Source organism: Actinophytocola sp. (assembly GCF_050699915.1).
Taxonomy (GTDB): Bacteria; Actinomycetota; Actinomycetes; order Mycobacteriales; family Pseudonocardiaceae; genus Actinophytocola.
The window spans coordinates 1-23,594 of sequence record NZ_JBOHGA010000092.1; the positions used below are offsets into that span (position 1 = coordinate 1).

Annotated in this window: 27 protein-coding genes and 1 pseudogene; 11 read left to right on the forward strand and 17 right to left on the reverse strand. The window is 72.5% G+C overall.

Annotated elements, in window-relative coordinates; translation table 11 throughout:
* Positions 1–119: 119 nt before the first annotated feature.
* The gene (locus tag ACRDSK_RS17820) at positions 120–1,658 is read right to left on the reverse strand and encodes an anthranilate synthase component I (RefSeq protein ID WP_431442175.1); all 1,539 of its coding nucleotides are present in this window, start codon (positions 1,656–1,658) and stop codon (positions 120–122) included.
* A gap of 103 nt (positions 1,659–1,761) precedes the next feature.
* On the opposite strand from ACRDSK_RS17820, the gene ACRDSK_RS17825 reads away from it, so the two are divergent.
* Entirely contained in the window at positions 1,762–2,376 is a 615-nt protein-coding gene (locus ACRDSK_RS17825; protein ID WP_431442176.1) for a TetR family transcriptional regulator, read from the forward strand.
* 7 nt (positions 2,377–2,383) lie between these two features.
* Here the strand turns inward: ACRDSK_RS17825 and hisI are convergent, their stop codons facing one another.
* Both hisI and hisF read right to left on the reverse strand, forming a co-directional pair.
* Positions 2,384–2,725, reverse strand: a complete 342-nt coding sequence (hisI, locus tag ACRDSK_RS17830) for a phosphoribosyl-AMP cyclohydrolase (RefSeq protein ID WP_431442177.1) — start codon at positions 2,723–2,725, stop codon at positions 2,384–2,386.
* 124 nt (positions 2,726–2,849) lie between these two features.
* On the reverse strand, positions 2,850–3,608 hold the full coding sequence (hisF, locus tag ACRDSK_RS17835) for an imidazole glycerol phosphate synthase subunit HisF (RefSeq protein WP_431442178.1): 759 nt from the start codon (positions 3,606–3,608) through the stop codon (positions 2,850–2,852).
* A 38-nt stretch (positions 3,609–3,646) separates the two neighbouring features.
* Between hisF and ACRDSK_RS17840 the strand changes: the two genes are divergently transcribed.
* The 5 genes from ACRDSK_RS17840 to ACRDSK_RS17860 all read left to right on the forward strand — a co-directional run bounded on the left by ACRDSK_RS17840 (position 3,647) and on the right by ACRDSK_RS17860 (position 6,668).
* A complete protein-coding gene (locus tag ACRDSK_RS17840; RefSeq protein ID WP_431442179.1) occupies positions 3,647–4,219 on the forward strand; it encodes a TetR family transcriptional regulator in 573 nt (190 codons plus the stop codon).
* Positions 4,220–4,327: 108 nt separating this feature from the next.
* Complete coding sequence (locus ACRDSK_RS17845; protein ID WP_431442180.1) at positions 4,328–4,711, forward strand: nitroreductase/quinone reductase family protein; 384 nt, start codon at positions 4,328–4,330, stop codon at positions 4,709–4,711.
* Positions 4,712–4,783: 72 nt separating this feature from the next.
* Entirely contained in the window at positions 4,784–5,506 is a 723-nt protein-coding gene (locus ACRDSK_RS17850) for an ABC transporter ATP-binding protein (RefSeq protein ID WP_431442181.1), read from the forward strand.
* Positions 5,503–6,237, forward strand: coding sequence for an ABC transporter permease (locus ACRDSK_RS17855; RefSeq protein ID WP_431442182.1), 735 nt, complete (start codon positions 5,503–5,505; stop codon positions 6,235–6,237). The genes ACRDSK_RS17850 and ACRDSK_RS17855 overlap by 4 nt, the downstream gene beginning before the upstream one ends.
* A gap of 44 nt (positions 6,238–6,281) precedes the next feature.
* Positions 6,282–6,668 carry a PPOX class F420-dependent oxidoreductase gene (locus tag ACRDSK_RS17860; RefSeq protein ID WP_431442183.1) on the forward strand — a complete coding sequence of 129 codons (387 nt, stop codon included), beginning with the start codon at positions 6,282–6,284 and terminating at the stop codon, positions 6,666–6,668.
* On the opposite strand, the gene priA is transcribed toward ACRDSK_RS17860, so the two are convergent.
* The 4 genes and pseudogenes from priA to ACRDSK_RS17880 form a co-directional block, all read right to left on the reverse strand.
* Complete coding sequence (priA, locus tag ACRDSK_RS17865) at positions 6,652–7,389, reverse strand: bifunctional 1-(5-phosphoribosyl)-5-((5-phosphoribosylamino)methylideneamino)imidazole-4-carboxamide isomerase/phosphoribosylanthranilate isomerase PriA (protein WP_431442184.1); 738 nt, start codon at positions 7,387–7,389, stop codon at positions 6,652–6,654. The genes ACRDSK_RS17860 and priA overlap by 17 nt on opposite strands.
* Positions 7,390–7,465: 76 nt before the next feature.
* Positions 7,466–8,098 (reverse strand): imidazole glycerol phosphate synthase subunit HisH, encoded by a 633-nt coding sequence (gene hisH, locus ACRDSK_RS17870; RefSeq protein ID WP_431442185.1) that lies wholly within the window; start codon positions 8,096–8,098, stop codon positions 7,466–7,468.
* 9 nt (positions 8,099–8,107) lie between these two features.
* Complete coding sequence (locus ACRDSK_RS17875; RefSeq protein ID WP_431442201.1) at positions 8,108–8,992, reverse strand: transketolase family protein; 885 nt, start codon at positions 8,990–8,992, stop codon at positions 8,108–8,110.
* A gap of 22 nt (positions 8,993–9,014) precedes the next feature.
* Positions 9,015–9,693, reverse strand: a pseudogene (locus ACRDSK_RS17880) (transketolase).
* Between the two features lie 85 nt (positions 9,694–9,778).
* Between ACRDSK_RS17880 and soxR the strand changes: the two are divergent.
* Positions 9,779–10,243: a redox-sensitive transcriptional activator SoxR gene (soxR, locus tag ACRDSK_RS17885; protein ID WP_431442186.1), complete on the forward strand. Its 465-nt coding sequence runs from the start codon at positions 9,779–9,781 to the stop codon at positions 10,241–10,243.
* On the opposite strand, the gene ACRDSK_RS17890 is transcribed toward soxR, so the two are convergent.
* The gene (locus ACRDSK_RS17890) at positions 10,236–10,640 is read right to left on the reverse strand and encodes a DUF1992 domain-containing protein (RefSeq protein ID WP_431442187.1); all 405 of its coding nucleotides are present in this window, start codon (positions 10,638–10,640) and stop codon (positions 10,236–10,238) included. The genes soxR and ACRDSK_RS17890 overlap by 8 nt on opposite strands.
* A gap of 57 nt (positions 10,641–10,697) precedes the next feature.
* On the opposite strand from ACRDSK_RS17890, the gene ACRDSK_RS17895 reads away from it, so the two are divergent.
* Positions 10,698–11,141, forward strand: coding sequence for an N-acetyltransferase family protein (locus tag ACRDSK_RS17895; protein ID WP_431442188.1), 444 nt, complete (start codon positions 10,698–10,700; stop codon positions 11,139–11,141).
* Here ACRDSK_RS17895 and ACRDSK_RS17900 read toward each other — a convergent pair.
* From ACRDSK_RS17900 to hisD, 4 genes are read right to left on the reverse strand one after another with little or no spacing between them, the layout of a single operon-like run.
* Complete coding sequence (locus ACRDSK_RS17900) at positions 11,138–11,296, reverse strand: hypothetical protein (protein WP_431442189.1); 159 nt, start codon at positions 11,294–11,296, stop codon at positions 11,138–11,140. The two genes, ACRDSK_RS17895 and ACRDSK_RS17900, sit on opposite strands and share 4 nt — an antisense overlap.
* 11 nt (positions 11,297–11,307) lie before the next feature.
* On the reverse strand, positions 11,308–11,907 hold the full coding sequence (gene hisB, locus ACRDSK_RS17905) for an imidazoleglycerol-phosphate dehydratase HisB (protein ID WP_431442190.1): 600 nt from the start codon (positions 11,905–11,907) through the stop codon (positions 11,308–11,310).
* Complete coding sequence (locus ACRDSK_RS17910) at positions 11,904–13,004, reverse strand: histidinol-phosphate transaminase (RefSeq protein WP_431442191.1); 1,101 nt, start codon at positions 13,002–13,004, stop codon at positions 11,904–11,906. The genes hisB and ACRDSK_RS17910 overlap by 4 nt, the downstream gene beginning before the upstream one ends.
* Complete coding sequence (gene hisD, locus ACRDSK_RS17915) at positions 13,001–14,323, reverse strand: histidinol dehydrogenase (protein WP_431442192.1); 1,323 nt, start codon at positions 14,321–14,323, stop codon at positions 13,001–13,003. Before hisD ends, ACRDSK_RS17910 begins: the two co-directional genes overlap by 4 nt.
* A gap of 187 nt (positions 14,324–14,510) precedes the next feature.
* On the opposite strand from hisD, the gene ACRDSK_RS17920 reads away from it, so the two are divergent.
* Entirely contained in the window at positions 14,511–15,788 is a 1,278-nt protein-coding gene (locus ACRDSK_RS17920) for a M14 family metallopeptidase (RefSeq protein WP_431442193.1), read from the forward strand.
* Positions 15,789–15,874: 86 nt separating this feature from the next.
* On the opposite strand, the gene ACRDSK_RS17925 is transcribed toward ACRDSK_RS17920, so the two are convergent.
* Both ACRDSK_RS17925 and ACRDSK_RS17930 read right to left on the reverse strand, forming a co-directional pair.
* The gene (locus ACRDSK_RS17925) at positions 15,875–17,041 is read right to left on the reverse strand and encodes an aminotransferase class V-fold PLP-dependent enzyme (protein ID WP_431442194.1); all 1,167 of its coding nucleotides are present in this window, start codon (positions 17,039–17,041) and stop codon (positions 15,875–15,877) included.
* Positions 17,038–18,582, reverse strand: coding sequence for an ABC transporter substrate-binding protein (locus ACRDSK_RS17930; RefSeq protein WP_431442195.1), 1,545 nt, complete (start codon positions 18,580–18,582; stop codon positions 17,038–17,040). Before ACRDSK_RS17930 ends, ACRDSK_RS17925 begins: the two co-directional genes overlap by 4 nt.
* Before the next feature lie 71 nt (positions 18,583–18,653).
* Here ACRDSK_RS17930 and ACRDSK_RS17935 point away from each other — a divergent pair, with 71 nt between their 5' ends.
* A complete protein-coding gene (locus tag ACRDSK_RS17935; protein ID WP_431442196.1) occupies positions 18,654–19,445 on the forward strand; it encodes a carbon-nitrogen hydrolase family protein in 792 nt (263 codons plus the stop codon).
* A 75-nt stretch (positions 19,446–19,520) separates the two neighbouring features.
* On the opposite strand, the gene ACRDSK_RS17940 is transcribed toward ACRDSK_RS17935, so the two are convergent.
* Positions 19,521–20,837 (reverse strand): cytochrome P450, encoded by a 1,317-nt coding sequence (locus ACRDSK_RS17940; RefSeq protein WP_431442197.1) that lies wholly within the window; start codon positions 20,835–20,837, stop codon positions 19,521–19,523.
* Between the two features lie 50 nt (positions 20,838–20,887).
* Here ACRDSK_RS17940 and ACRDSK_RS17945 point away from each other — a divergent pair, with 50 nt between their 5' ends.
* Positions 20,888–21,466 carry a TetR/AcrR family transcriptional regulator gene (locus ACRDSK_RS17945; protein WP_431442198.1) on the forward strand — a complete coding sequence of 193 codons (579 nt, stop codon included), beginning with the start codon at positions 20,888–20,890 and terminating at the stop codon, positions 21,464–21,466.
* Here ACRDSK_RS17945 and nadC read toward each other — a convergent pair.
* Complete coding sequence (gene nadC / locus ACRDSK_RS17950) at positions 21,463–22,305, reverse strand: carboxylating nicotinate-nucleotide diphosphorylase (RefSeq protein ID WP_431442199.1); 843 nt, start codon at positions 22,303–22,305, stop codon at positions 21,463–21,465. The two genes, ACRDSK_RS17945 and nadC, sit on opposite strands and share 4 nt — an antisense overlap.
* Positions 22,302–23,594 (reverse strand): L-aspartate oxidase (locus ACRDSK_RS17955; protein ID WP_431442200.1); only part of this gene is annotated, 1,293 nt, incomplete at its 5' end. The genes nadC and ACRDSK_RS17955, both read right to left, overlap by 4 nt.

Sequence of the window (23,594 nt, forward strand, 5' to 3'; positions counted from 1 at the left end):
CCGCCGGAACGCGGTGCGGCGCCGCCCCAGTCGAGCCGGGTGGCGCCCCACAGCGCGGCCGCAGCCCCGGCCAGGAGCACCGCGACCATCCACAGTGGAGCGTTGGACCGGGCCACGGGTTACCCGGCCGCCGGGCGCATGGTCTGCGCGGTCGCGATGGCGGCGAGCACCGCGCCGGCCTTGTTGACGCACTCGGTGTCCTCGGCGACCGGGTCCGAGTCGGCCACGATTCCCGCGCCGGCCTGCACGTATGCGGTGCCGTCGCGCATCAGGGCGGTGCGGATGGCGATCGCGGTGTCGGCGTCGCCGGCGAAGTCGAGGTAGCCGACGACCCCGCCGTAGACCCCGCGGCGGGTCGGCTCGAGCTCCTCGATGAGCTCCATCGCCCGTGGCTTGGGCGCGCCGGACAGCGTGCCGGCGGGGAAGCAGGCCGCCACGGCGTCGAACGCGGTCTTCCCCTCGGCCAGCGTGCCGGTGACCGTGGAGACGATGTGCATGACGTGGCTGTAGCGCTCGACCCGGAAGAAGTCGACGACGTGCACGGTGCCCGGGCGGCAGACCCGGCCGAGGTCGTTGCGGCCGAGGTCGACGAGCATGACGTGCTCGGCGCGCTCCTTGTCGTCGTTCAGCATGTCCTTCTCGAGGACCGCGTCCTCGTCGGGGTCGGCGCCGCGCCAGCGGGTGCCGGCGATCGGGTGCGTGGTCGCCACGCCGTCGCGGACGGTCACGAGCGACTCCGGGCTGGAGCCGACGATGTCGAAGCCGTCCAACCGCAGCAGGTACATGTACGGGCTGGGGTTGGTGGTGCGCAGGATGCGGTAGACGTCGAGCGGGTCCGCGTCGGTCGTCATCTCGAAGCGCTGGGAGAGGACGACCTGGAAGCCCTCGCCGGCGCGGATGGCCTCCTTCGCGGTGCGCACGGCGGCGGTGTACTCCTCGGTGCTGCGACGCCTGCGGTACTCCGGGCGCGGCCGGTCGAAGACGGCGACCGTGGCGGCGGCGTTGGTGTGCAGGTCGGCGGCCATCGCCGCCAGCCGCGCGACGGCGGCGTCGTAGGCCGCGTCGACCCGCTCGCCGCTGTCGTCCCAGTTCACCGCGTTGGCGATGAGCGTGATGGTGCCCTCGTGGTGGTCCAGCGCGGCGAGGTCGGTGGCGAACAGCATGGCCAGCTCGGGCAGCTGCAGGTCGTCGGTGGTCAGGTCCGGCAGGCGCTCCAGGCGACGGACCGCGTCGTAGCCGATGAAGCCGACCATGCCGCCGGTGAGCGGGGGCAGGCCGGGCAGCGGGTCGGTGTGCAGGAGCCGGACGGTCTCGCTGAGCACCTCGAGCGGGTCGCCCTCGGCGGGCAGCCCGACCGGCCGGGTGCCGGTCCAGTGGGCGACGCCGTCCCGTTCGGTGAGCACGGCGGGGCTGTTGACGCCGACGAAGGACCAGCGCGACCAGGACCGGCCGTTCTCCGCGGACTCGAGCAGGAACGTGTTCGGCCGGCCCTGCGCGAGCTTGCGGTAGACCCCGACCGGAGTCTCGGCGTCGGCGAGCACGCGCCGGACGACGGGGATGACCCGGCGCTCCGCCGCCAACTGGTGGAACTCCTCGCGCGTCGGAGTCACCACACCCAACCCGGACACGGCCGCGGCCGTGTCGATCAGACTGACCATGGACACATTGTCCCGACCGGCGGTCGACCCCGACCGCAGCCCCACTTGCACGCTAAATTCACTGGTCGTTGAAAAACCGGCCGGCGTGCCGCATGATGATGAGGTGAGCAAGGCCGTGAAGCAAGAGCCGACCCGCCGCCGGGGCCGCCGACCGGGTGGCGCCGACACGCGAGCCGCGCTGGTGGAGGCGGCCCGCACGGTGTTCATCGAGCAGGGCTACGACGGCGCGACGGTGCGCTCGATCGCCGCCCTGGCCGGGGTCGACGCGGCGATGGTGAACCACTGGTTCGGCGGCAAGGAGGGCCTGTTCGCCGAGGCGGTCCTCAAGCTGCCGTTCAACCCCAAGGACATCGCCGACCAGCTGCTCGACGGCGACGTCGACGACCTCGGCGAGCGGATCGTGCGCACCTTCCTCACCACCTGGGACAACACCGGCGGCGGCGTGTTCACCGCGCTGATGCGCAGCATCACCAGCCACGAGCAGGCCGCGCACGTGCTGCGCGACCTGCTCGTCAAGCACATCTTCGAGCGGATGCTGCGCCGGGTCGGCCCCGACGACCACCTCTTCCGGGCCACGCTCGTCGCGTCGCAGCTGGTCGGGATGGGCATGGTCCGCTACGTCGCGCAGTTCGAGCCGCTGGCCTCCTCCGACATCGACGTGATGGTCCCCGCGGTGGCGCCGACGATCCAGCGCTACCTCACCGGGGAGATCACCTGAGCGGAGTTCAGCCCAGCAGGACGTCGTCGTCGAAGCAGGTCGCCGCGCCGGTGTGGCACGCCGGACCCTCCTGGTCGACGACGAGCAGGACAGTGTCGCCGTCGCAGTCCAGCCGGACCTCGTGCACGCGCTGGGTGTGCCCGGAGGTCTCGCCCTTCTCCCACAGGCGCCCGCGGCTGCGGGAGAAGTACGTCGCGCGGCGGGTGGTCAGCGTGCGGTGCAGGGCCTCGTCGTCCATCCACGCGACCATGAGCACCTCGCCGGTCCCCCTGCGCTGGGCGACCGCACAGACGAGCCCGTCGGCGTTGCGTTTGAGCCGGGCAGCAATCTTAGGGTCCAAAGTAGTCACTGTCCGCCTCCCCGGATTTCAAAGTTGTGGTCGCGTTGGCACGGAAGGAGCCTGTTTGGCCACGTGCTCGTGGTCGGCTTGCGTCACGTTCCCCTTAGGTGCGGTTGCGTAGGTCCGGGCTTTGTCACCGGACCTCGACCCCGGCCCGCCGCAAGGCATCCTTGACCTCGCCGATACGCAGCTGTCCGAAGTGGAACACGCTGGCGGCGAGCACCGCGTCCGCCCCGGCCTCCACGGCGGGCGGGAAGTGGTCCACCGCGCCCGCGCCGCCGCTGGCGATCAGCGGCACGTCCACGGCGGCACGCACCAGCTTGATCAGCTCGAGGTCGAAGCCGGCCCTCGTGCCGTCGGCGTCCATCGAGTTCAGCAGGATCTCCCCCACGCCGAGCTCCTGGCCGCGGGCGGCCCACTCGACGGCGTCGATGCCGGTGCCGGTGCGCCCACCATGCGTGGTGACCTCGAACCCGGACGGCGTGTCGGCGCGGCGGGCATCCACGGACAGGACGACGCACTGGGCGCCGAAGCGCCGCGAGCACTCCGCCAGCAGCTCCGGGCGCAGGATCGCCGCGGTGTTGACGCTGACCTTGTCCGCGCCCGCCCGCAGCAGGCGGTCCACATCGGACGCGGCACGCACGCCTCCGCCCACGGTCAGCGGGATGAACACCTGCTCGGCGGTGCGCCGCACGACGTCGAACGTGGTCTCCCGGTCCGAAGAGGACGCCGTGACGTCCAGGAAGGTCAACTCGTCCGCGCCCTCGGCGTCGTAGGCGGCCGCGAGCTCGACGGGATCGCCGGCGTCGACCAGGTTGGTGAAGTTGACGCCCTTCACGACCCGGCCGGCGTCGACGTCCAGACAGGGGATCACCCGGACCGCGACCGACATGCGATCGAGGATACTGGCGGTGAGCGAGAGGAGCCGAGGTGGCGCGAACCGGCCGGCGTCCGGGGCAGACCCAGACCCGGGACGACATCCTGGTCGCCGCGCGCAACCAGTTCGCCGCCCACGGCTTCCGCGGCGCGACGATCCGCGGCATCGCGGCCGAGGCCGGCGTCAACCCGGCGCTCGTGCACCACTTCTTCGGCTCGAAGGACCAGGTCTTCGTCGAGGTGCTGAACCTGCCGTTCAACCCGGCGCTGCTGGTGGACACGCTGCTGTCGGGGCCGCGCGAGCAGATCGGCGAGCGGATCCTGCGGCTGTTCCTCGGGCTGTGGGAGAGCCCCGACACTCAGCTGCCGTTCTTCGCGCTCGTCCGCTCGGTGACCACCAGCCCCGAGGTGGCCGACCAGATGCGCCAGTTCCTGGAGACCGCCGTGCTGGGCAAGGTCGCGGCGGCGCTGGACCTGCCGCCGCTGCGGCTCACCGGTGCCGCCGCGCAGATGATGGGCCTGGCGATCGTCCGCTACGTGGTCAAGGCGGAGCCCATGGCCTCGGCCACCGAGGACGAGGTCGTGGCCCTGGTCGCGCCGGTCGTCCAGTACTACTTCGACGGCTGACGGCGTAGGTTCGGGCCGCGGCATTCCCTCGGGAGGCGTCATGGCAGACCAACGCACCTGGCTCCCCCTCGGTGGTTCGTTCGGCTCGCCTGGAAGGTGCACCGCCGCGTGTACCGGACCAGCGGTGGCCGGCGGGGTCTGTGGCGGCCGAAGGGCACCAAGTGGGGTGCCATGCGGCTGACGACCACCGGGCGGCGCACCGGCCAGGAGCGCAGCGTGATCGTCGGCTACTTCGAGGACGGGTCCGACCTGGTCACGCTTGCCATGAACGGCTGGGCCGACCCGGAGCCCGCGTGGTGGCTCAACCTGCAGGCCCATCCCGAGGCCGGCGTCACCACGGCTGACGGCCCACGCACGGTCCGGGCCCGCGCGGCGCGGGGCGACGAGCGGGAGCGGCTGTGGGCCCGGTGGCGCGAGTACGACCGCAAGCTCGACGCGTACGCGGCGCGCCGGCCCGGCGAGACCGCCGTGGTGATCCTCGAGCCCCGCTGATCCCCTACCGCCCCTGAGGTTCCCCGAAATCTCGTCTTGACTGCGGAACTCAACACGCGCAGAATTAAACGTATGACTAATTTTGCTGTGGTGGCCGAGGGGCTGCGCGTGCGCCGCGGCTCCCGAGAGGTCCTGCACAACGTGAGCTTCGCCGTCGAGCGCGGCTCCATCACGGGCCTGCTCGGCCCGAGCGGGTGTGGCAAGACGACCCTGATGCGCTCCGTCGTCGGGGTGCAGATCGTCGCCGGAGGCACGGTCACCGTGCTCGGCGAGCCGGCCGGCAGCGCGAGCCTGCGCGACAAGATCGGCTACGCCACCCAGAACCCGTCGGTCTACGCCGACCTGACGGTGACCGAGAGCCTTCGTTACTTCGCCGCGATCCTGCGGGCGCCCAGTGGCGACGTCCAGCGCGTGATCGAGGAGGTCGGCCTCAGCACCCATGCCGACCACGTGATCGGCGAGCTGTCCGGCGGGCAGCTCAACCGGGCGAGCCTGGCGGTCGCCCTGCTCGGCCGCCCCGAGCTGCTGGTACTCGACGAGCCGACGGTCGGCCTCGACCCGGTGCTCCGCGAGGAACTGTGGGCGCTGTTCCACAAGCTCGCCGACCGCGGCGTCACGCTGATGGTGTCGAGCCACGTCATGGACGAGGCCGCGCGATGCGGGCGGCTGCTGTTGATGCGCGACGGTTACATCCTGGCGGACGACACGCCGGACGCGTTGCGCACGAAGACCGAGACCCCGGACCTCGAGCAGGCGTTCCTGCGGCTGGTCCGCGAGCAGGAGGCAGTCGCATGAACGCGACCCTGACGCTGGCCACCGCCCGGCGCATCCTGACCCAGCTGCGCCACGACCACCGCACCGTCGCGATGATGGTGCTGGTCCCGTCGCTGCTGATGATCCTGCTGCGGTACGTGTTCAACTCCGAGCAGGCGTTCAGCGCGGCCGCGCCGGCGCTGCTGGCGGTGTTCCCGTTCGCGATCATGTTCATCGTCACGTCGATCACCACCCTTCGCGAGCGTACGACGGCCACCCTCGAACGCCTGATGACCATGCCGATCGCCAAGCTGGACCTGCTCTTCGGCTACGCGATCGCGTTCGGCGTGGTCGCGGTGCTGCAGGTGCTCGTGGCGACCGGCATCTCGCTCACCTGGCTGGGCCTGGAGATCGACGGCTCGGTGTGGCTGCTGGTGCTGATCGCGGTGCTCGACGCGCTGCTCGGCACCGCGCTCGGCCTGCTCGCGAGCGCGTTCGCGCGCACCGAGTTCCAGGCGGTGCAGTTCATGCCGGCGATCGTGATGCCGCAGGTGTTGCTGTGCGGCCTGTTCGCGCCGCGAGACTCGATGACGCCCGTGTTGGAGTGGCTGTCGAACGTGATGCCACTGTCCTATGCGGTCGACGCGCTCGCGCAGGTCACCCAGACGTCCGATGTGGACGGAACGCTCCTCCGCAACCTGGTGATCGTGGCCGGCTGCGGGCTGCTCGCGCTGGTCCTGGGCGCCGCGACGCTGCGCCGTCGCACGCCGTGACTGGCTGAGAGCACTCACAGCAACCAATCACTAGCGTTGCGGACATGGAGACCTCCGAACTGCACCGCCTGACCAAAGGCAACTACGTACTCCTCACCACGTTCCGCCGCGACGGCACCCCGGTGCCGACCCCGGTCTGGGTTGGCCGGGACGGCGACGAGCTGATCGTGTGGACGAGCACGAACACCGGCAAGGTCAAACGGATACGCAACAGCGGCGAGGTCGAACTGTCCGAATGCGACATTCGAGGCAGGCCGCGCGGTCCCGTCGTGCAGGGGACCGCGCGGATCCTCGACGCCGAAGGCTCCGAGCGCGGACGCAGGCTGCTCAGGCGCAAGTACGGCCTCACCGGCCGGCTCGTCATCGGCTCGAGCGTGCGCTTCCGCGGCCGGGAGAAGTCCTTGTGCGTGGCGATCAGCCTCGACGGGTGAGAGCGAGCGCCTCGGGCAATGTGAACGCCCTGGCGTACAAGGCCTTGCCGATGATCGTCCCCTCCACGCCGAAATCGGCCAGACCGGCCAACGCCGTCAGGTCCGCCAGGCTCGACACCCCACCGGAGGCCACCACCGGAGCCTTCGAGCGCGCGCACACGTCCCGCAGCAGCTCGAGGTTCGGTCCCTGCAGCGTGCCGTCCTTGGTCACGTCGGTGACCACGTAGCGGGAACAGCCGTCGCGCTCCAGGCGGTCGAGCACGTCCCAGAGGAGGCCGCCGTCCTCGGTCCACCCACGAGCGGCGAGCCGGTGCGCCCCGTCGTCGATCCGGACGTCCAGGCCGACGGCGACGCGGTCCCCGAACTCGCCGATGACCTTGGCGCACCACACCGGGTGCTCGAGGGCCGCGGTGCCGAGGTTCACCCGCGCGCAGCCGGTGGCGAGGGCCGCGGCGAGGGAGTCGTCGTCGCGGATGCCGCCGGAGAGCTCCACCTCGACGTCCAGCCGCCCCACGATGTCGGCCAACCGCTCCCGGTTGTCCCCGGTGCCGAACGCCGCGTCGAGGTCCACGAGGTGGATCCACTCGGCCCCGTCGTCCTGCCAGGCGAGCGCGGCGTCGAGCGGGTCGCCGTAGCCGGTCTCGGTCCCGGACCGCCCCTGCAACAACCGAACAGCCCGCCCACCACGAACATCGACAGCGGGCAACAACGTGAACGTCACCAGCGCAGCGTATCGAGCCCAACCTCGAGCCCCACTCGAAGCCGCCCGCGAGTCGCGCCCGGCGTGGCGGGGGTGGTCAGCTCAGGGACTTGAGCCAGTTCGTCAGCAGATGCGCTCCGGCGTCACCGGACTTCTCCGGGTGGAACTGGGTCGCGCTCAGCGGGCCGTTCTCCGCCGCGGCGACGAAGTCGCCGCCGTGGTTGGCCCAGGTCACGAGCGGCGCGGGCATCGGGCCGCCGGGGACGAGCTGCCACTCGCGGGCGGCGTAGGAGTGCACGAAGTAGAACCGGGTGTCCGCGTCGAGGCCGTCGAACAGCATCGACCCCGACGGGGCTCGCACGGTGTTCCACCCCATGTGCGGCACGACGTCCGCCTCCAGCCGGGACACCGTGCCCGGCCACTGACCGCACCCCTCGGTCTCGACACCGTGCTCGATGCCCCGGTCGAACAGGACCTGCATGCCGACACACACCCCGAGTACCGGGCGCCCGCCGGCGAGCCGCTTGTCGATGAGCTGCTCGCCGCGCACCTCCCGCAGTCCGGCCATGACCGCCGCGAACGCGCCGACGCCGGGCACGACCAGCCCGTCGCAGTCGAGCGCGGCCTCGCGGTCGGCCGTCACCTCGACGTCCGCGCCGACCCGCCGCAACGCCCGCTCGGCCGACCTCAGGTTGCCGGACCCGTAGTCCAGCACGACGACTCGTGCCACTCCCCCAGGCTACGAGATCGCCCGCCGGACCACCTCGGCGATGCCCGGCGCGTCGAGGCCGTGCACCGCGTCGTGCTCGGGGGCCGTGCCGTACGCGCGCACCTCGATGTCCCGGCGCACGCCGACCGTGCGCAGCCGGTGCGGGACGTCGGCCAGCGCGGTCGCCACCTCGTGCGCGGACGTGCCGGCCAGGTACGGCTCGACCAGCACCACGTTCGCCGCGGCGGCGTCGACCGCGGCTCGCAGGCCGGCGTGGTCGAACGGGCGCACGGTGTTCGCGTACAAGACCGTCACGTCCAGTGTGGACGTCGCCGCGAGCACCGCGTCCAGCGTCGGGCCCACCGCGAGCACGACCCCCGCACCGCCCCGGCGCAGCACCGAGAACGTGCCGTCCACCGGGTACGCCGCCGCGTTCTCCCGCACCGACAGGCGCAGGTAGACCCGGCCGTCGCCGGCGAGGGCGTCCCGCAGGAGCGGCTCCACCTCGTCCGGGTGACCCGGCACGTGCACGGTCCAGCCGGGGAGCGTGTCGAGCAGCGCGACGTCGCCCGGGGCCTGGTGGGTGCGGCCCGTCCCCGGGTCGTCGTAGGACCCGCCGATGCTGACCAGCACGGCGCCGACGTCCTGGTGGCCGAGGTCGAGCTTGATCTGCTCGAACGGCCGCTCGATGAGGAACGGCGTGTAGCTGTGCACGACCGGGCGCATGCCGGTGAGCGCGAGTCCGCCGGCCACGCCGATCATCGCCTGCTCGCGGATGCCGAGGTTGATCACCCGATCCGGGTGTCGCGCTCTGGCCTGTTGGAACGCGGCGGCGGAGATGTCGGCGGTGACCACGGCGAGCCGCGGGTCGCGGTCCAGCGCGTCGGTCACGGTGTCGGTGAACACCGTGCGCATGAGCTTGATGGTGCTGGTCACTTCAGGACTCCTTGTCGATCCTGGCCACCACGACCGACGGCCGGCCGGGGTGTTCGGTGGTGAACGCGCGGTACAGCGCGTCGTGGTCGCGGCCGTCGACCGTGTGCGCGGCCCAGCCCTCGATCTCGAACCGGCGGGCGATGCCGCCCGGCCAGCCGTGGCTGGACGAGCCGTTGTCGATGGCCACCGCGGTCAACCGGTCGAGCCCGAGCCGGCCGGCGGCGGCGATCGCCTCGTGGTTGCTGCCCTCGTCGAGCTCTCCGTCGCCGACGAGGACGACCGTGCGCGCGGTGCGGCCCTGCGCCCGCAGCCCGAGCGCGGTGCCGACGCCGAGCCCGAGCCCGTGGCCGAGCGAGCCGGCACCGATCTCGACGCCGGGCACGAGCACGCGGTCGGGGTGCAGGCCGAGCGCCGAGCCGAACGCGGTCCAGTCGTCGAGCGCGTCGGCGGCGAGGAAGCCCTTCGCGGCGAGCACGGCGTAGTACGCCATCGGGCCGTGGCCCTTCGACAGCAGGAACCGGTCCCGGTCGGGGTCGTCGATGTTTGTCGGGGCTGATGTTCAGCACCCGGTCGTAGAGGACCCAGAGGGCGTCCACTGTGGACGCCGCGGCCCATTCGTGCTTCTCGTCGCCGGTCAGCTGCTCGAACAGGCCGGCGAGGTCCTGATGAGTTCGTGTCATGGACCGAGCGTGCAACTTCGAGTCCGGTAGAGGTCAAGGCCGGTTAGCTCCACCTAGGTCGAGGGGTGGCGGTAGGGTCGGTGACGTGCCGAAACTGCCGGATGTACTGACGATCGGTGAGGTGGCCAAGCGCAGTGGAGTCCCGCACACCGCGCTACGGTTCTACGAGGAGCGGGGCCTGATCGCCGCCGAGCGAACCGCCGGCAACCAGCGGAAATACGCCCGCGCGGTGCTCCGGCGGCTCGCGTTCATCCGCACCGCGCAGCGGGTGGGCCTCTCGCTCGAGGACATCCATGAGGCGCTGGCCACACTCCCCGAGGGCCGGACGCCGACCAAGGCCGACTGGGCGCGCCTGTCGAACGTATGGCGCGGCGAGCTGGACGCCCGCATCGACTCGATGCAGCGCCTACGCGACCGGCTGACCGCCTGCATCGGCTGCGGCTGCCTGTCCTTGAAGGCCTGCCACCTGATGAACCACGACGACGTCCTCGCCGGCCTCGGCACGGGCGCGCCGCGCCTGAAGGCCGCCTCGGAGGGTGGCATCAGCTAGCGCGGCCCTCCCGCCACCGCACGACGGCCGCCTCGACGTCCACCGGGCGGACCAGCAGCGGCGGTCCGCCGCTCGGGATGAGGATCTCCCGCTTGATCCGGGCGTTGAGGTCGGTCACGATCGCGCGGACCTTCGCCTCCGAACGCACGCCGGCGAGCCGCTCGGGCAGGTCCTCGAGCTCCTTGCGCAACACCAGGGACGGTGGCAGCAGCGCCTTCGTGTCGGTGTTCTCCGCGCGCAGCTTCTCCGCGACCCACTCCATCACGTCGCCGGTTCGCCTGGGCAGCGGCTTGCCGCGGCCGGGCAGGTCGTCGAACTCGCCCCGCTCCTCGGCCGCGCGGATCTGCCGGTCGACCCAGTCGCCGAACGGCATCTTCACGGGCTTGCGCTCGGTCACATCTCCATTGTCCCACGCCACATTCCCCGGCCGGCTCGTGTGAGCGAGGATCACACCGTGATCGAGCCACCGAAGGAAGACGACGTGCCGGCGCTGGTCGGACTGATGGAAGACATGATGCGGCACTACGGCAGAACCGAGTTCGAGCCGGCCGCCGTGCGCGCCCAGCAGATCCGCGCGGCGTTGTTCGGCACGCCGCCCACCGCGCACGCGCTGGTCGCCCGGGACGGTGCGGAGCTGGTCGGCATCGCGACCTACTCGTTCCAATGGCCGAGCGACGATCTGCGCCCGGCGGTGTCCATGAAGGACCTGTACGTCGCCGGGCCCCATCGCGGGCGCGGCGTCGGCGAGAAGCTGGTCCGGGCGCTCCGAGCGATCGCCGCCGAGCGCGGCAGCGGCCGGCTCGAATGGATGGTCAACACCTGGAACGACGGCGCGCGGCGCTTCTACGACCGGCTGGGCGCCCGTCCCCACGACAGCGTCGTCTACCGGATGTACTAGGAAACCAGCCAGAGGATCGCGCCGCCGACGGCGACCGCGGCGGCCAGGGCGAGCACGATCGCGACGACGCGGGCGGTCTTCCACGTGGAGTAGACGCCGCCGACCAGGAAACCGGCCACCGCGATCAGGCCGATGACGGCGAGCTCCTTGGACACGAGGCCGAAGCCTAGAGCACACCCTTGGTGCTCGGGACGCCGGACGAGCGCGGGTCGGCCTCGGCCGCAGCGCGCAGCGCCCGCGCCACGGCCTTGTACTGCGCCTCGGTGATGTGGTGCGGGTCGCGGCCGTGCAGGACCCGCAGGTGCAGCGCGATCCGCGCGTGGAAGGCAAGCGACTCGAACACGTGCCGGTTCAGCACCGTCGGGTAGTTGCCGCCGATGGTGAACCCGACCATCACCTCGGGCTCACCCGTGTGCACGCAGTACGGCCGGCCGGACACGTCGACCGCCGCGTGCGCGAGTGTCTCGTCCATCGGGATCCACGCGTCGCCGAACCGGCGGATGCCGTGCTTGTCCCCCAACGCCTTGCCGATCGCCTCGCCGAGCACGATCGCCACGTCCTCGACCGTGTGGTGCGCGTCGACCTCGACGTCGCCGGTCGCGCGGACGGCGAGGTCGAACGCCCCGTGCACGCCGAACGAGGTGAGCATGTGGTCGTAGAAGGGCACGCCGGTGGACACGTCCACCTTGCCGGCGCCGTCGAGGTCGATCTCGACGACGACTGACGACTCCTTCGTGGTCCGCTCGACCCGGCCGATGCGGTTCACCTGACGATCTCCTTACTGGCGGCGAGGAACGCGTCGTTCTCCGCCGGTGTGCCGATGGTAACCCGCAGGTGGCCGGGGATGCCGACGTCCCGGACGAGCACTCCCTGCTCCAGATAGGACCGCCAGGTGGCGGCGGCCTCCGCGAACTGACCGAACAGGACGAAGTTGGCGTCGCTGGGCACGACCGCGAAGCCCAGGTCGCCCAACGACTCCACGACCCGGTCGCGCTCCGCCGCGAGCGCGTGCACCGAGCGCAACGTCTCGTCGGCATGCCGCAGCGCCGCCCGCGCGGCCGCCTGCGTCAGCGACGACAGGTGGTAGGGCAGCCTGACGAGCTGCAGCGCGTCCACGACCGCGGGCGCCGCGGCGAGGTAGCCGAGCCGGCCGCCGGCGAACGCGAACGCCTTGCTCATCGTCCGGGACACGATGAGCTTCGCCGGGAACTCGTCGATCAGCCGCACCGCGCTCGGCCGTGCCGAGAACTCCGCGTACGCCTCGTCGACCACGACGAGCCCGGGCGCGGCGAGCAGGAGTGCGCGCAGCTCGTCGAGCGGGATCGAGCCGCCGGTGGGGTTGTTCGGGCTGGTCACGAATGCGACGTCGGGCGTGCGGGCGGTGAGCACCGCGGCCGCGGCGGCGGCGTCGAGGGTGAAGTCCGGGCGGCGCGGGGTCGGCGCCCACTCGGTCCGGGTCCCGGCCGCGATGATCGGGTGCATCGAGTACGACGGCTCGAAGCCGAGCGCCGTGCGGCCGGGCCCGCCGAACGCCTGCAGGATCTGCTGCAGCACCTCGTTGGACCCGTTGGCCGCCCACACGTTCGCCACCGACAGCGCCACGCCGGTCGACGCGGACAGGTAGGTCGCGAGGTCCCCGCGCAGCGCCACCGCGTCCCGGTCCGGGTAGCGGTGCAGCCCCGCGGCCGCCTCGGCCACCGCCGCGGTCACGTCGGCGACCAGCGCGGGCGGCGGCGGGTACGGGTTCTCGTTGGTGTTGAGCCGAACCCGGACGTCCAGCTGCGGCGCGCCGTACGGGCTGGCGCCGCGCAGGTCCTCCCGCAACGGCAGGTCGTCGATCTTGACGGCGTCCCCGAGGGTCACGCGCCGCTCCCGAACCGGGCGGTGACGGCTTGGCCGTGTGCGGGCAGGTCCTCGGCGTTCGCGAGCGCCACGACCTGCCCGGAGACCTCGCGCAGCGCCTCGCGGGAGTAGTCGACCACGTGGATGCCGCGCAGGAACGTCTGCACGGACAGCCCCGACGAGTGGCGCGCGCAGCCGCCGGTGGGCAGGACGTGGTTGGAGCCCGCGCAGTAGTCGCCGAGCGAGACCGGGCTGTGCGGCCCGACGAAGACGGCGCCCGCGGCCCGCACTCGGGCGGCGACCGTGGCGGCGTCGGCGGTCTGGATCTCGAGGTGCTCGGCCGCGTAGGCGTCCACGACGGACAGTCCATCCTCCACAGTGGACACGAGGACGCAACCGGACTGCCTGCCCTGCAAGGCGCTCGTGATGCGGTCGGTGTGCTTGGTGGCCTTCACCTGCCGGGCGAGCTCCACGTCGACGGCGTCGGCGAGCTCGGCCGAGTCGGTGACCAGCACGCTCGCGGCCAGCGTGTCGTGCTCGGCCTGGCTGATCAGGTCGGCGGCGACGTGCACCGGGTCGGCGGTGGCGTCGGCGAGGACGGCGATCTCGGTCGGGCCGGCCTCCGAGTCGATGCCGATGAGCCCGCGCAGCAGGCGCTTGGCGGCGGTCAGGTAGACGTTGCCGGGACCGGTGACCAGGTCGACCGGGTCGAGGGGCGTGCCGTCGGTGTCGGTGCCGCCGTAGGCGAGCAGCGCGACCGCCTGCGCGCCGCCGACCGCCCACACCTCGTGGACGCCGAGCAGCTCGGCGGCGGCGAGGACCGTCGGGTGCGGCAGCCCGCCGAACTCGGCCTGCGGCGGCGAGCACACGACCAGCGACTCGACCCCCGCCACCTGGGCGGGGACGACGTTCATGATCACGCTCGACGGGTACACCGCGAGGCCGCCCGGTGCGTAGAGGCCGACGCGGCCCACCGGCACCCAGCGCTCGGTGACCGTGCCGCCCGGGACGACCTGGGTGGTCACGTCCTGGCGGCGCTGGTCGGCGTGCACGCGGCGGGCGCGGTCGATGGACTCCTCGAGCGCCTCGCGGACGGCCGCGTCGAGGAAGCCAAGGCCCGCGGTCAGCTCTCGGGCCGGCACGCGGACGGCCGCCGGGCGGACGCCGTCGAAGCGCTCGGCGGCGTCGAGGACGGCCTCGACGCCGCGTGCGCGCACGTCGTCGACGATGGGCCGGACCTGATGCAGCACCGCGTCCACGTCGGTCTCGGCGCGCGGCAGGACGGCGCGCAGCTCCGCCGGGGACGGGACTCGACCACGCAGGTCGGTGCGGCTCAGCATCGGGTTCCTTCGACTCGTTCGGCTGGGTATGCCCAGGGTAGGCCGTCCGGCAGCGGGGCCGAACGGCCCACTACGTTCGTCTGGTGATCGTCCACCGCGTGGGATTCCCCGACCAATGACGGGTTGTCGCCGGTCGAACACGCCGAGCAGGCTCGGTCGATCACTCTCGTACCCGTTCGGAGGGGACATGTTCACCAAACGTCGCGCGATCGGCGTGGTTACGGCCGCCGCGGCCGCCGCTTTGCTGGTGGTCACCGCGTGGTCGGCCGGCGCGCAGGAGCCCACCGCCGCACCGGCCGCCCCGGATCGGGGCTACTACACACTGACCGGCGCGGACACCGTCGCGAAGCGCACGCAGGTCATCAGCTCCGCCGACGTACTCCAGGAGGGTCACGACGGCGGCCCGATGGAGCTCGTGGCGAGCCCCGAGCAGGTCGAGAAGCTGCGGGCGCAGGGCTTCACGCTCGAGCTCACCGGCGACGTCGACGCCATTCTGGCGAAGCGCAGCGGCGGACCGTCCACGAACGACGTCGGGGCGGCCGACTTCCCGGCGGGCGACGAGGGCTTCCACACCTACGACGAGCTGGTCGCCGAGGTCACGGCGGCGGCGACCGACCACGCGGCGATCGCGCAGAAGGGCAGCATCGGCAGCTCCTTCGAGGGCCGTGACCTGCCGGTCGTCAAGATCAGCGACAACGTCGCGACCGACGAGGACGAGCCCGAGGTGCTGTTCACCTGCAACATGCACGCGCGGGAGCACCTGACCACGGAGATGTGCCTGCACATCATCCAGCGGTTCACCGACGGCTACGGCACCGACCAGACCGTCACCGGTTTCGTGGACAGCCGCGAGATCTACGTGATCCCCACCCAGAACCCGGACGGCTCGGAGTTCGACATCTCCGGCGGTGAGTACCAGGGTTGGCGCAAGAACCGGCAGCCGAACTCGGACGGCTCGGTCGGCACCGACATCAACCGGAACTTCGCGTACAAGTGGGGCTGCTGCGGCGGTTCGGACGACAACCCGTCCGGGGAGACCTACCGCGGCGCATCGGCCGCGTCGGCTCCCGAGACCGCGGCGGTGCAGGCGTTCGCGGACGGCCGGCAGTTCAAGGCGCACATCGACTTCCACACGTTCTCCGAGCTGGTGCTGTGGCCGTTCGGCTTCACCGAGGACGACGTCACCGAGGGGATGACCCAGGAGCAGCGCGACCGCTTCGCGAACATCGGTGAGCAGATGGCGGCCACGAACGGCTACACGCCGGAGCAGGCGAGCGACCTCTACATCACCGACGGCTCCATCGACGACTGGATGTGGGGCACGCACGGGGCCCTCTCGTACACGTTCGAGATGTTCCCGAGCAGCGGCGGCATCGACGGCTTCTACCCGCCCGACGAGGAGATCGGCCCGCAGACGACCCGCAACGACGCGGCGGTGGACATCCTGCTCACCAACGCCGGCTGACCTCTCGAATCTCGAACGGCGCCTCCACGTGCGGGTGGGGGCGCCGTTCGACTGTTCAGGACCAGCCAGGACCAGTTCAGGACCAGTCAGGACCGCAGCGCGGCGGCCACCTCGTCGAGCTGGGACTCGGTGAGGAAGTAGTGCGGGGAGGCGCGGACGACCTCCGGCAGGGCGCGGCGCGTCATGTCGTACTGGGTCGACGTCACGCCGGTGACCGTCACCGTCACGTGGTGCTCCGCCAGGCGGGCCCTGACCTCGCGCGGCGTGGCGCCCTCGACGGTGAAGCTGACGATCCCGCAGCGCTGCGGTCCGAGGTCGTGCACCGTCACGCCCGGCACCGACGACAGGCTCGCCCGCAGGTACTCCGCCCGCGACCGGACCGCCGCCGCGATCTCCTCGACGCCCAGCGACAGCGCGTACCGCGCCGCGGCGAGCAGGCCCAGCCGGTCCGCGATGCTCGACTCCCACAGCTCGAAGACCTTCGCGTCGGGCCGCAGCTCGTAGGAGTCCGGCGTCGACCAGGTGCCCGACCGCAGGTCGACCTGCCGGGGCCGCAGCCGCGGCAGCACGTCCCGGCGCACCACCAGGAACCCGCTGCCCCGCGGTCCGCGCAGCCACTTGCGGCCCGTGCCCGACACCATGTCCACGCCTAGCGCGGCGGCGTCGATCGGCACCTGGCCGACCGACTGGCACGCGTCCAACAACACCAGCGCGCCGACCTCGTGCGCGGCCTCGACGACCGGCGTGACCGGGTTGACCAGGCCGCCGTTCGTCGGCACGTGGACCAGCGACACCAGCCGGACACGCTCGTCCAGCATCGAGCGCAGCGCGGCCACGTCGATCTCGCCCGCCGGCGTCGACGGCACCGGCGACACGGTCGCGCCGACCTCGGCGGCGCGGCGCAGCAGCGGGATCGCGTTGCCCGCGTACTCGACCTCGGTGACCAGAACCCGGTCCCCTGCCGAGAGCGGCACCGCGTCGAAGGCCGCCAGCCACGCTCGCGTGGCGCTGTCGAAGAACGCCACCTCGTCCGCCTCGCACCCCAGCAGCGCGCCCATCAGCTCGTAGCCGGCGCGCAGGTCCGCGAGCCGCTCGTCGAACGCCCGGTACCCGCCGACCTCGGCTTCGCGGTGCAGGTGGCCGATCACCTCGTCGAGCACCTGCACGGGCGGCAGGGACGACCCGGCGCTGTCCAGGAACACACCCCGGTGACACCCGGGCGTGTCCGCCCGGACGGTGGTCATGTCGATCATCGCGGCGTCCACTTCTCCAGGTTCCACCAGGCACCCCAGCTCATGCTCGGCCCGGCCGCGTCCACCACCGGCTCGTAGCCGTCCCAGCTCTCGCGGATCACGTAGGTGTGGTTCGGGTCGGCCAGCACCACGAGCCCCGGCGCGGTCACGAACGCCCGCTGCAGCCGCCGGTAGGCGGTCGCCCGCTGGGCCGGGTCCGTCGCCGAGCGGCCGATGTCCAGCGCCGCGTCGACGGTCTTGTTGACGTACCCGCCGAGCGAGCCCCGGCCCGACCGGAGCAACTCGTAGAGCGCGAGGTCGGGGTCGAACGGGTTGCCGAAGCCGACCACGGTGGCCCCGGTCAGCGCCGTCGCGCTCACCGGCTCCAGGTCGACCTGGATGCCGATCGACCGCGCGTTGGTCGCGAACGCCTCCGCCAGGCCCGCCGAGACCGTGTCGCCGGACAGGTGGCGCAGGGTGAACTTGGCGACCTTGCCGCCCTTAGCGCGGATGCCGTCCGGGCCGGTCACCCAGCCGCTGGACTCGAGCTGGTCGAGCGCGCGGGTGATGTCGTGGTCGAAGGCCGCGCCCGGCTCGACGAACTCCGCGAGCACGTCCGGCATCGGGGTGTGGGCCGGCGATCCCTGGCCGGCGAGGACGTCCTCGACCAACTGCTCGCGGTTGACCGCGTTGTTGAGCGCGAGCCGCACGGCCGGGTCGCCGGTCACCGGGTCGTCGGTGGGCAGCACGACCGCACGCACGTCGGCCGCACTGTGCGAGACCACGCGCATGCCGTCGGCGTTGTCGAACTCGGCGGCGAACGGCGGCGGCAGCGCCGCGCCGTCGAGCTTGCCGTCGCGCAGCCGCTTCGCGCGGGTCTCGTCGTCCCGGATGAACTCGACGGTGACCTTCTTGATCGCGGGCGGGCCGTCCCAGTAGTCCTTGTTGGCAGCCAGCTCCAGGTGCATGCCGCGGCGCCACTCGGTCAGCTCGTACGGCCCGGTGCCGACCGGCTCCGACGAGCCAGGGCCGCTCAACGACTCGCCGGGCAAGATGCCCAGCACGAGCAGATCGGGGAACGGCGCGTACGGCGCGGTGAGCGTGAACTCGACGGTCGACGGGTCGAGCGCCGTCACCGCCTTGAGCATCCCGAACCGTTGCCGCACGGGCGAATGCCGGGCCGGGTCGAGCATCCCGCGGTAGGTGGCGACGACGTCCTGCGCCTCGAGCGGGGTGCCGTCGGTGAACCGGACGCCGGGCCGGAGCTTGACCGTCCACGTGCGACCGTCAGGCGACGGCTCGGGCAGGTCGACGGCGAGCGCGGGCCGCAGCGAGGAGTCCGCGTCGTGCTCCACCAGGCCCTCGAAGATCTTCGCGGCGCCGTGCTCGGCGTACCCGTCGAGTGGGTTCAGCTCGGCCGGCTCGTCGGCGACCGCGATCACGAGCGAGGTGCCGTCCGGGTTGCCGGACGCCGGGGGCGCGGGGTCCTCAGTGCACGCGGTCGCCAGCAGCGCGACGGCGACGAGCGCCGGCGCGAGGCGGCGGTGACACGTGGTGAGCACGAGGCCCGACACTAGCCGGGCGACATATCCTCGCGTAGGTGGATTAGGTATTAGCGGTCAAGGGAGGTCTCGTGCGGGTCGCGCTCTGCCAGATCACGTCGACGGCCGTGCCGTCGGAAAACCTTTCGCTGGTCCGGGACGCGGTGGCCCGGGCCGCGGCCGACGGCGCGTCGGTCGCGGTGTTCCCGGAGGCGACGATGGCCTGCTTCGGCACGTCGCTCGGGCCGCTGGCGGAGCCGCTCGACGGCCCGTGGGCGTCGGCGGTGGCGTCTGTCGCCGAGGAGCACGGCGTGCTCGTGGTGGCCGGGATGTTCACGCCGGCGCCGGACGGGCGGGTGCACAACACGCTGCTCGCGACGGGCCGGGGCCAGCACCTCGGGTACGACAAGATCCACCTGTTCGACGCGTTCAGGTTCGCCGAGTCCAAGACCGTCGCGCCCGGGTCCGACCTCGCGATCGTGTCCGTCGACGACGTCACCCTGGGCCTCGCGAACTGCTACGACGTGCGGTTCCCGGAGCTGTTCACCCGGCTCGCCGACCGCGGCGCCACGGTGGTGCTGATGGGCGCGTCATGGGGTGTGGGGCCGGGCAAGCGGGAGCAGTGGGAGCTGCTCGTTCGGGCGCGGGCGCTGGACTCCACGTCGTGGCTGGTCGCCGCAGGGCAGGCCGACCCGACGACCTCGGGCCGCTCGGCGCACCCGAAGGCGCCTACGGGGATCGGCTACAGCATGGTTGCCTCGCCGTCTGGTGAGGCGGTGGCTTCGCTTGGCGCGGGGCCGGACGTGCTCGTCGTCGAGCTCGACTTGTCACTCGTCGAGAAGGTTCGCGAGTCGATTCCGGTGCTCGCGAACCGGCGTCTTTGAACTCGTCCGCCGGACATCGCCGGGGTCCGGGGCCGGACCGTTCTTCCTCGTGCTGGCGCGGGGTTCGCTCTCGCTCTAGCGCGGTGTCGCGATGATTCGGGCGCCCCGGGAGGGGGTCAGGGTGATGTTGCGGGGCTTGGGGAACTCCGGCTTCGCACGCTCGGGACGGATGTCGTAGCGGACCAGGACCGCTCGCAGGACCTTGGCCGCCTCCTGCAGCGAGAAGCCCGCGCCGATGCAGCGCCTGACGCCGCCGCCGAACGGGATCCACGTGCCGGCCTCGGGCTGCTTGCCTTCGAACCTGGCCGGGCGGAAGTCCTCGGGATCGTCATGCAGGGTGGCGTCCTCGTGGACCAGGGAGATGCTCGGGCCGACGACCGTGCCGGCCGGCAGGCGGTAGCCGGCCACCTCGGTCGGTTCGGTCAGCATGCGGGCCACGTTCTGGATCACCGGGCGCTTGCGCATGGCCTCCTTCGCTACGGCCTGCAGGTAGTCCTCGTCGCCCTCGTCGGCGGCCCGCTGCGCGCGCCGCTGGATGTCCGGGCGCCGCGCCAGCTCGTGGAACGACCAGGCCAGCGCGGTCGCCGTCGTCTCGTGGCCGGCCAGCAGCAGGGTGATCATCTGGTCGCGGAGCTCCTTGTCGGACAGCTCGCCAGACTGTTCGGCCCGGCCCGCGGCGACCAGCCGGGACAGCACGTCGCCGCGGTCGGCCAGGTCGGCCACCTTCTTGCGGTCCGCGATCTCCTCGTACAGCAGGTGGTTGACCCGCGCGAGGTTCTCGAAGTTGTGCCGCCACCGGCCGACCGTGCGCAGCCGCGGGTAGGTCCAGCCGAGCACGGTCAGCGGCCCGATGTCGGAGATCCGGCGCAGCCGCGGGCGCAGCTCGGCCAGCCGCGGGCCCTCGCCCATGCCGAACACGACGCGCAGGATGATCTCCAGGGTGACCGCGTTCATCCGCGGATGCACCGCGAACGGCCGGCCGACCGGCCACCGAGCCGCGTCCGCCTCGGCGAGCTCGGTCATCAGGCCGCCGTAGCCGCGCAGCGCCGCGCCGTTGAACGCGGGCATCAGCAGCTTGCGCGCGCGGAGGTGCTCGTCCTCGTCGGTGATCAGCAGCGAGTGCTCGCCCATCACCGGCCGCAGGATCGCGTTGCCGTCGCCGGCGTGGAAGATCGTGGGCGAGCCGGCGAACACCTCGCGGATGTGGTCGGGCCGGGTCAGCGTCACGACCAGCCGGTCGCCGGCGATCCGCGTCGTGAACGTCTCGCCGTAGCGGCGCCGCAGGTGCCGGTGCGTCTGGCGACGGACCGCCAGGAACAGGAACGTCTGCACCAGCGCCGGCAACCGCGGGCCGGGCGGCAGCGTCGTCGTCCGGGCGTCGAGGGTCGCCATGTCCCCGTTTATACGCGCGTATAGATGCTCGCACAAGGTACGGTCACCGCGTGGGCCATCGCGAACAGCTGCTCGCCGCGGCGCGACAGTTGTTGGAGGACAAGGGATACGCGCACATCACCGCGCGCGACCTGGTCGCCGCCTCTGGCACGAACCTGGCGTCGATCGGCTACCACTTCGGTTCGAAGGCGGGCCTGCTCAACGCGGCGCTCGGCGTCGTGTTCGAGGAGTGGACCACCCAGCTGACGACCGCCGCGCTGGCCGAGCCGGACGCGTCGCCGATCGAGCGCGCGCACCTGGCGTGGGCCGCGCTGCTGGACTCGCTGACCGGCCGCCGCGCGCTGCTGGTGTCCTTCATGGAGGCACTCGCCCAGGCCGACCGGGACCCGGCGCTGCGCGACCAGCTGGCGCAGATGTACCGGCGCACCCGCCGCCGGGTGGCCGAGCTGGTGGCGGCCGCGCTGGAGGTGCCGCCGGAGGACCCGCGCTGCACGGCGGTCGCGAGCTGGGTGATGGCGGTGTGCGACGGCCTGTCGATGCAGTGGCTCCTCGACCCGGCCTCCACTCCGGCGGGCGAGCACCTCCTCGCCGGCCTGGCCGACCTCCGCACGGTCTCCGAACAGCGCTAGCGCAGGTCCATGCCCAGGTCCAGCGCCGGCGCGGAGTGGGTCAGCGCGCCCACCGAGAGGTAGTCCACGCCCGTCACCGCGTAGGCGCGGGCCTCGATGAGCCGCAGGCCGCCCGAGACCTCCAGCTTCGTGGGGGTCGGCGCGGCGCGGCGGACGGCCTCGGCGCACTCGGGCGGGGTGAAGTTGTCCAGCAGGACGAGCTCGGCGCCGAACGCCAGCGCCTCGTCCAGCTGGTCCAGCGTGTCGACCTCCACCTCGCACGGCAGGTCCGGCGCATGCTCCCGGGCGGCCCGCAGCGCGGCGGTCACCGAGCCCGCGGCGTGCACGTGGTTGTCCTTGATCAGCACGGCGTCGCCCAGGCCCAGGCGGTGGTTCTCGCCGCCGCCGCAACGCACCGCGTACTTCTCCAGCAGGCGCAGGCCCGGCAGCGTCTTGCGGGAGTCACGCACCACCGCGCCCGTGCCGGCGATCGCGTCCACCCACGCCGCCGTCGCGGTGGCCACGCCGGACAGGTGGCACAGCAGGTTCAGCGCGGTCCGCTCGGCGGTCAGCAGGCTCCGCACCGAGCCGCGCAGCACCAGGGCCGGCTCTCCCGGCGCGAGCCGCTCGCCGTCCTTGCGCTCGGCCAGCACCTCGACCGAGTCGAGCACGGCGCCGAACACCTCGAGCGCCACCGGGACCCCGGCCAGCGTGCCGGGCGCCCGCGGGGTCAGCTCCGCCACCGCGACGGCGTCCGCGGGCACGGTGGCCGCGGTGGTCGCGTCCGGGCCGTACCGAAGGTCCTCCTCCAGCGCGGTCGCGACCACACGCCGCACGTCGTCCAGGTCCAGGTCAGTCATGCCGCACCCGCCACGAGGTCGGCCGGCCGGTCCAGCATCGGCTGGCCGGACGGGGTGAGCCGGACGGTGAGCGAGCGTGCCCACTCCGGCGAGACGCCAGGGAAGTCGTCGCGGACGTGGCAGCCGCGCGACTCCGTGCGCGAGGCAGCGGCGGCGATCAGCGCGCGGGCGGCCAGCGTCAGGGCGGCGTCCTCCACCCGCTCCCGCGTGTCGAGTGGACGGTCCACAGCGGACACGTCGAGCACCGAACCGACCACCGCCAGTCCCTCGGCGTCCCGGCCGATCCCCGCGTAGCGGCTCATCACCCGCTGCAGCGTGTCCCGGTCGGCCACCGGCGCGGTCGGCACCGGCTGGCACACCGCCAGCCGCGGCTCGGCCAGCAGCCCGAGCGCCAGGTCGGCCGCCACCGCCTCGGCCGCCCGGGTGCCGACCACCAGCCCCTCGAGCAAGCTGTTGGACGCCAACCGGTTCGCGCCGTGCAGGCCCGTACGCGCCACCTCGCCGGCCGCGTACAGCCCGGGCACCGCGGTCCGTCCGTCCACAGTGGTCACAACGCCGCCGCAGGAGAAGTGTGCCGCCGGCGAGACCGGGATCGGCGCGACCGACGGATCGACGCCGACCGCCCGGCATGCTGCCAGCACGGTCGGGAACCGGCGCCGGAACTCCGCGCCCGACAGGTGCGTGGCGTCGAGGAACACGTGGTCCTCGCCCAGCTCCGCCAGCCGACGGGTGATCGCGGCCGACACCACGTCGCGCGGCGCCAGGTCACCCAGTGGGTGCACGCCGGCCATCACCCGGGTGCCGGTCGAGTCCACCAGGAACGCGCCCTCGCCGCGCACCGCCTCGGTGACCAGCGGGCACCGCCCGCGCGCGCCCTCGCCGGTGTAGAGCACGGTCGGGTGGAACTGCACGAACTCCAGGTCGGCCACCGCCGCGCCGGCGCGCAGCGCGATCGCCACGCCGTCGGCCGTCGCCACCGCGGGGTTCGACGTCGCCTGGTAGAGCTGGCCCAGCCCGCCGGTCGCCAGCAGCACGGCCGGCGCGGTCAGCACTCCCGGCACGCCGGAGCCGTCGAGTACCAGCAGGCCCGCGACCTCGCCGGCCGGCGTGCGCAGCGTGTCGACCGCGACGTGGTGCTCGAGCATCGGCACGCGCCCGTCCCGGGAGGCCGCGAGCAACGCGCGCTCGACCTCCGCGCCGGTCGCGTCGCCGCCCGCGTGCACCACGCGGAACGCCGTGTGCCCGCCCTCCCGGGTGCGCGCGAGCCGGTCGCCCTCGGCATCGAAGAC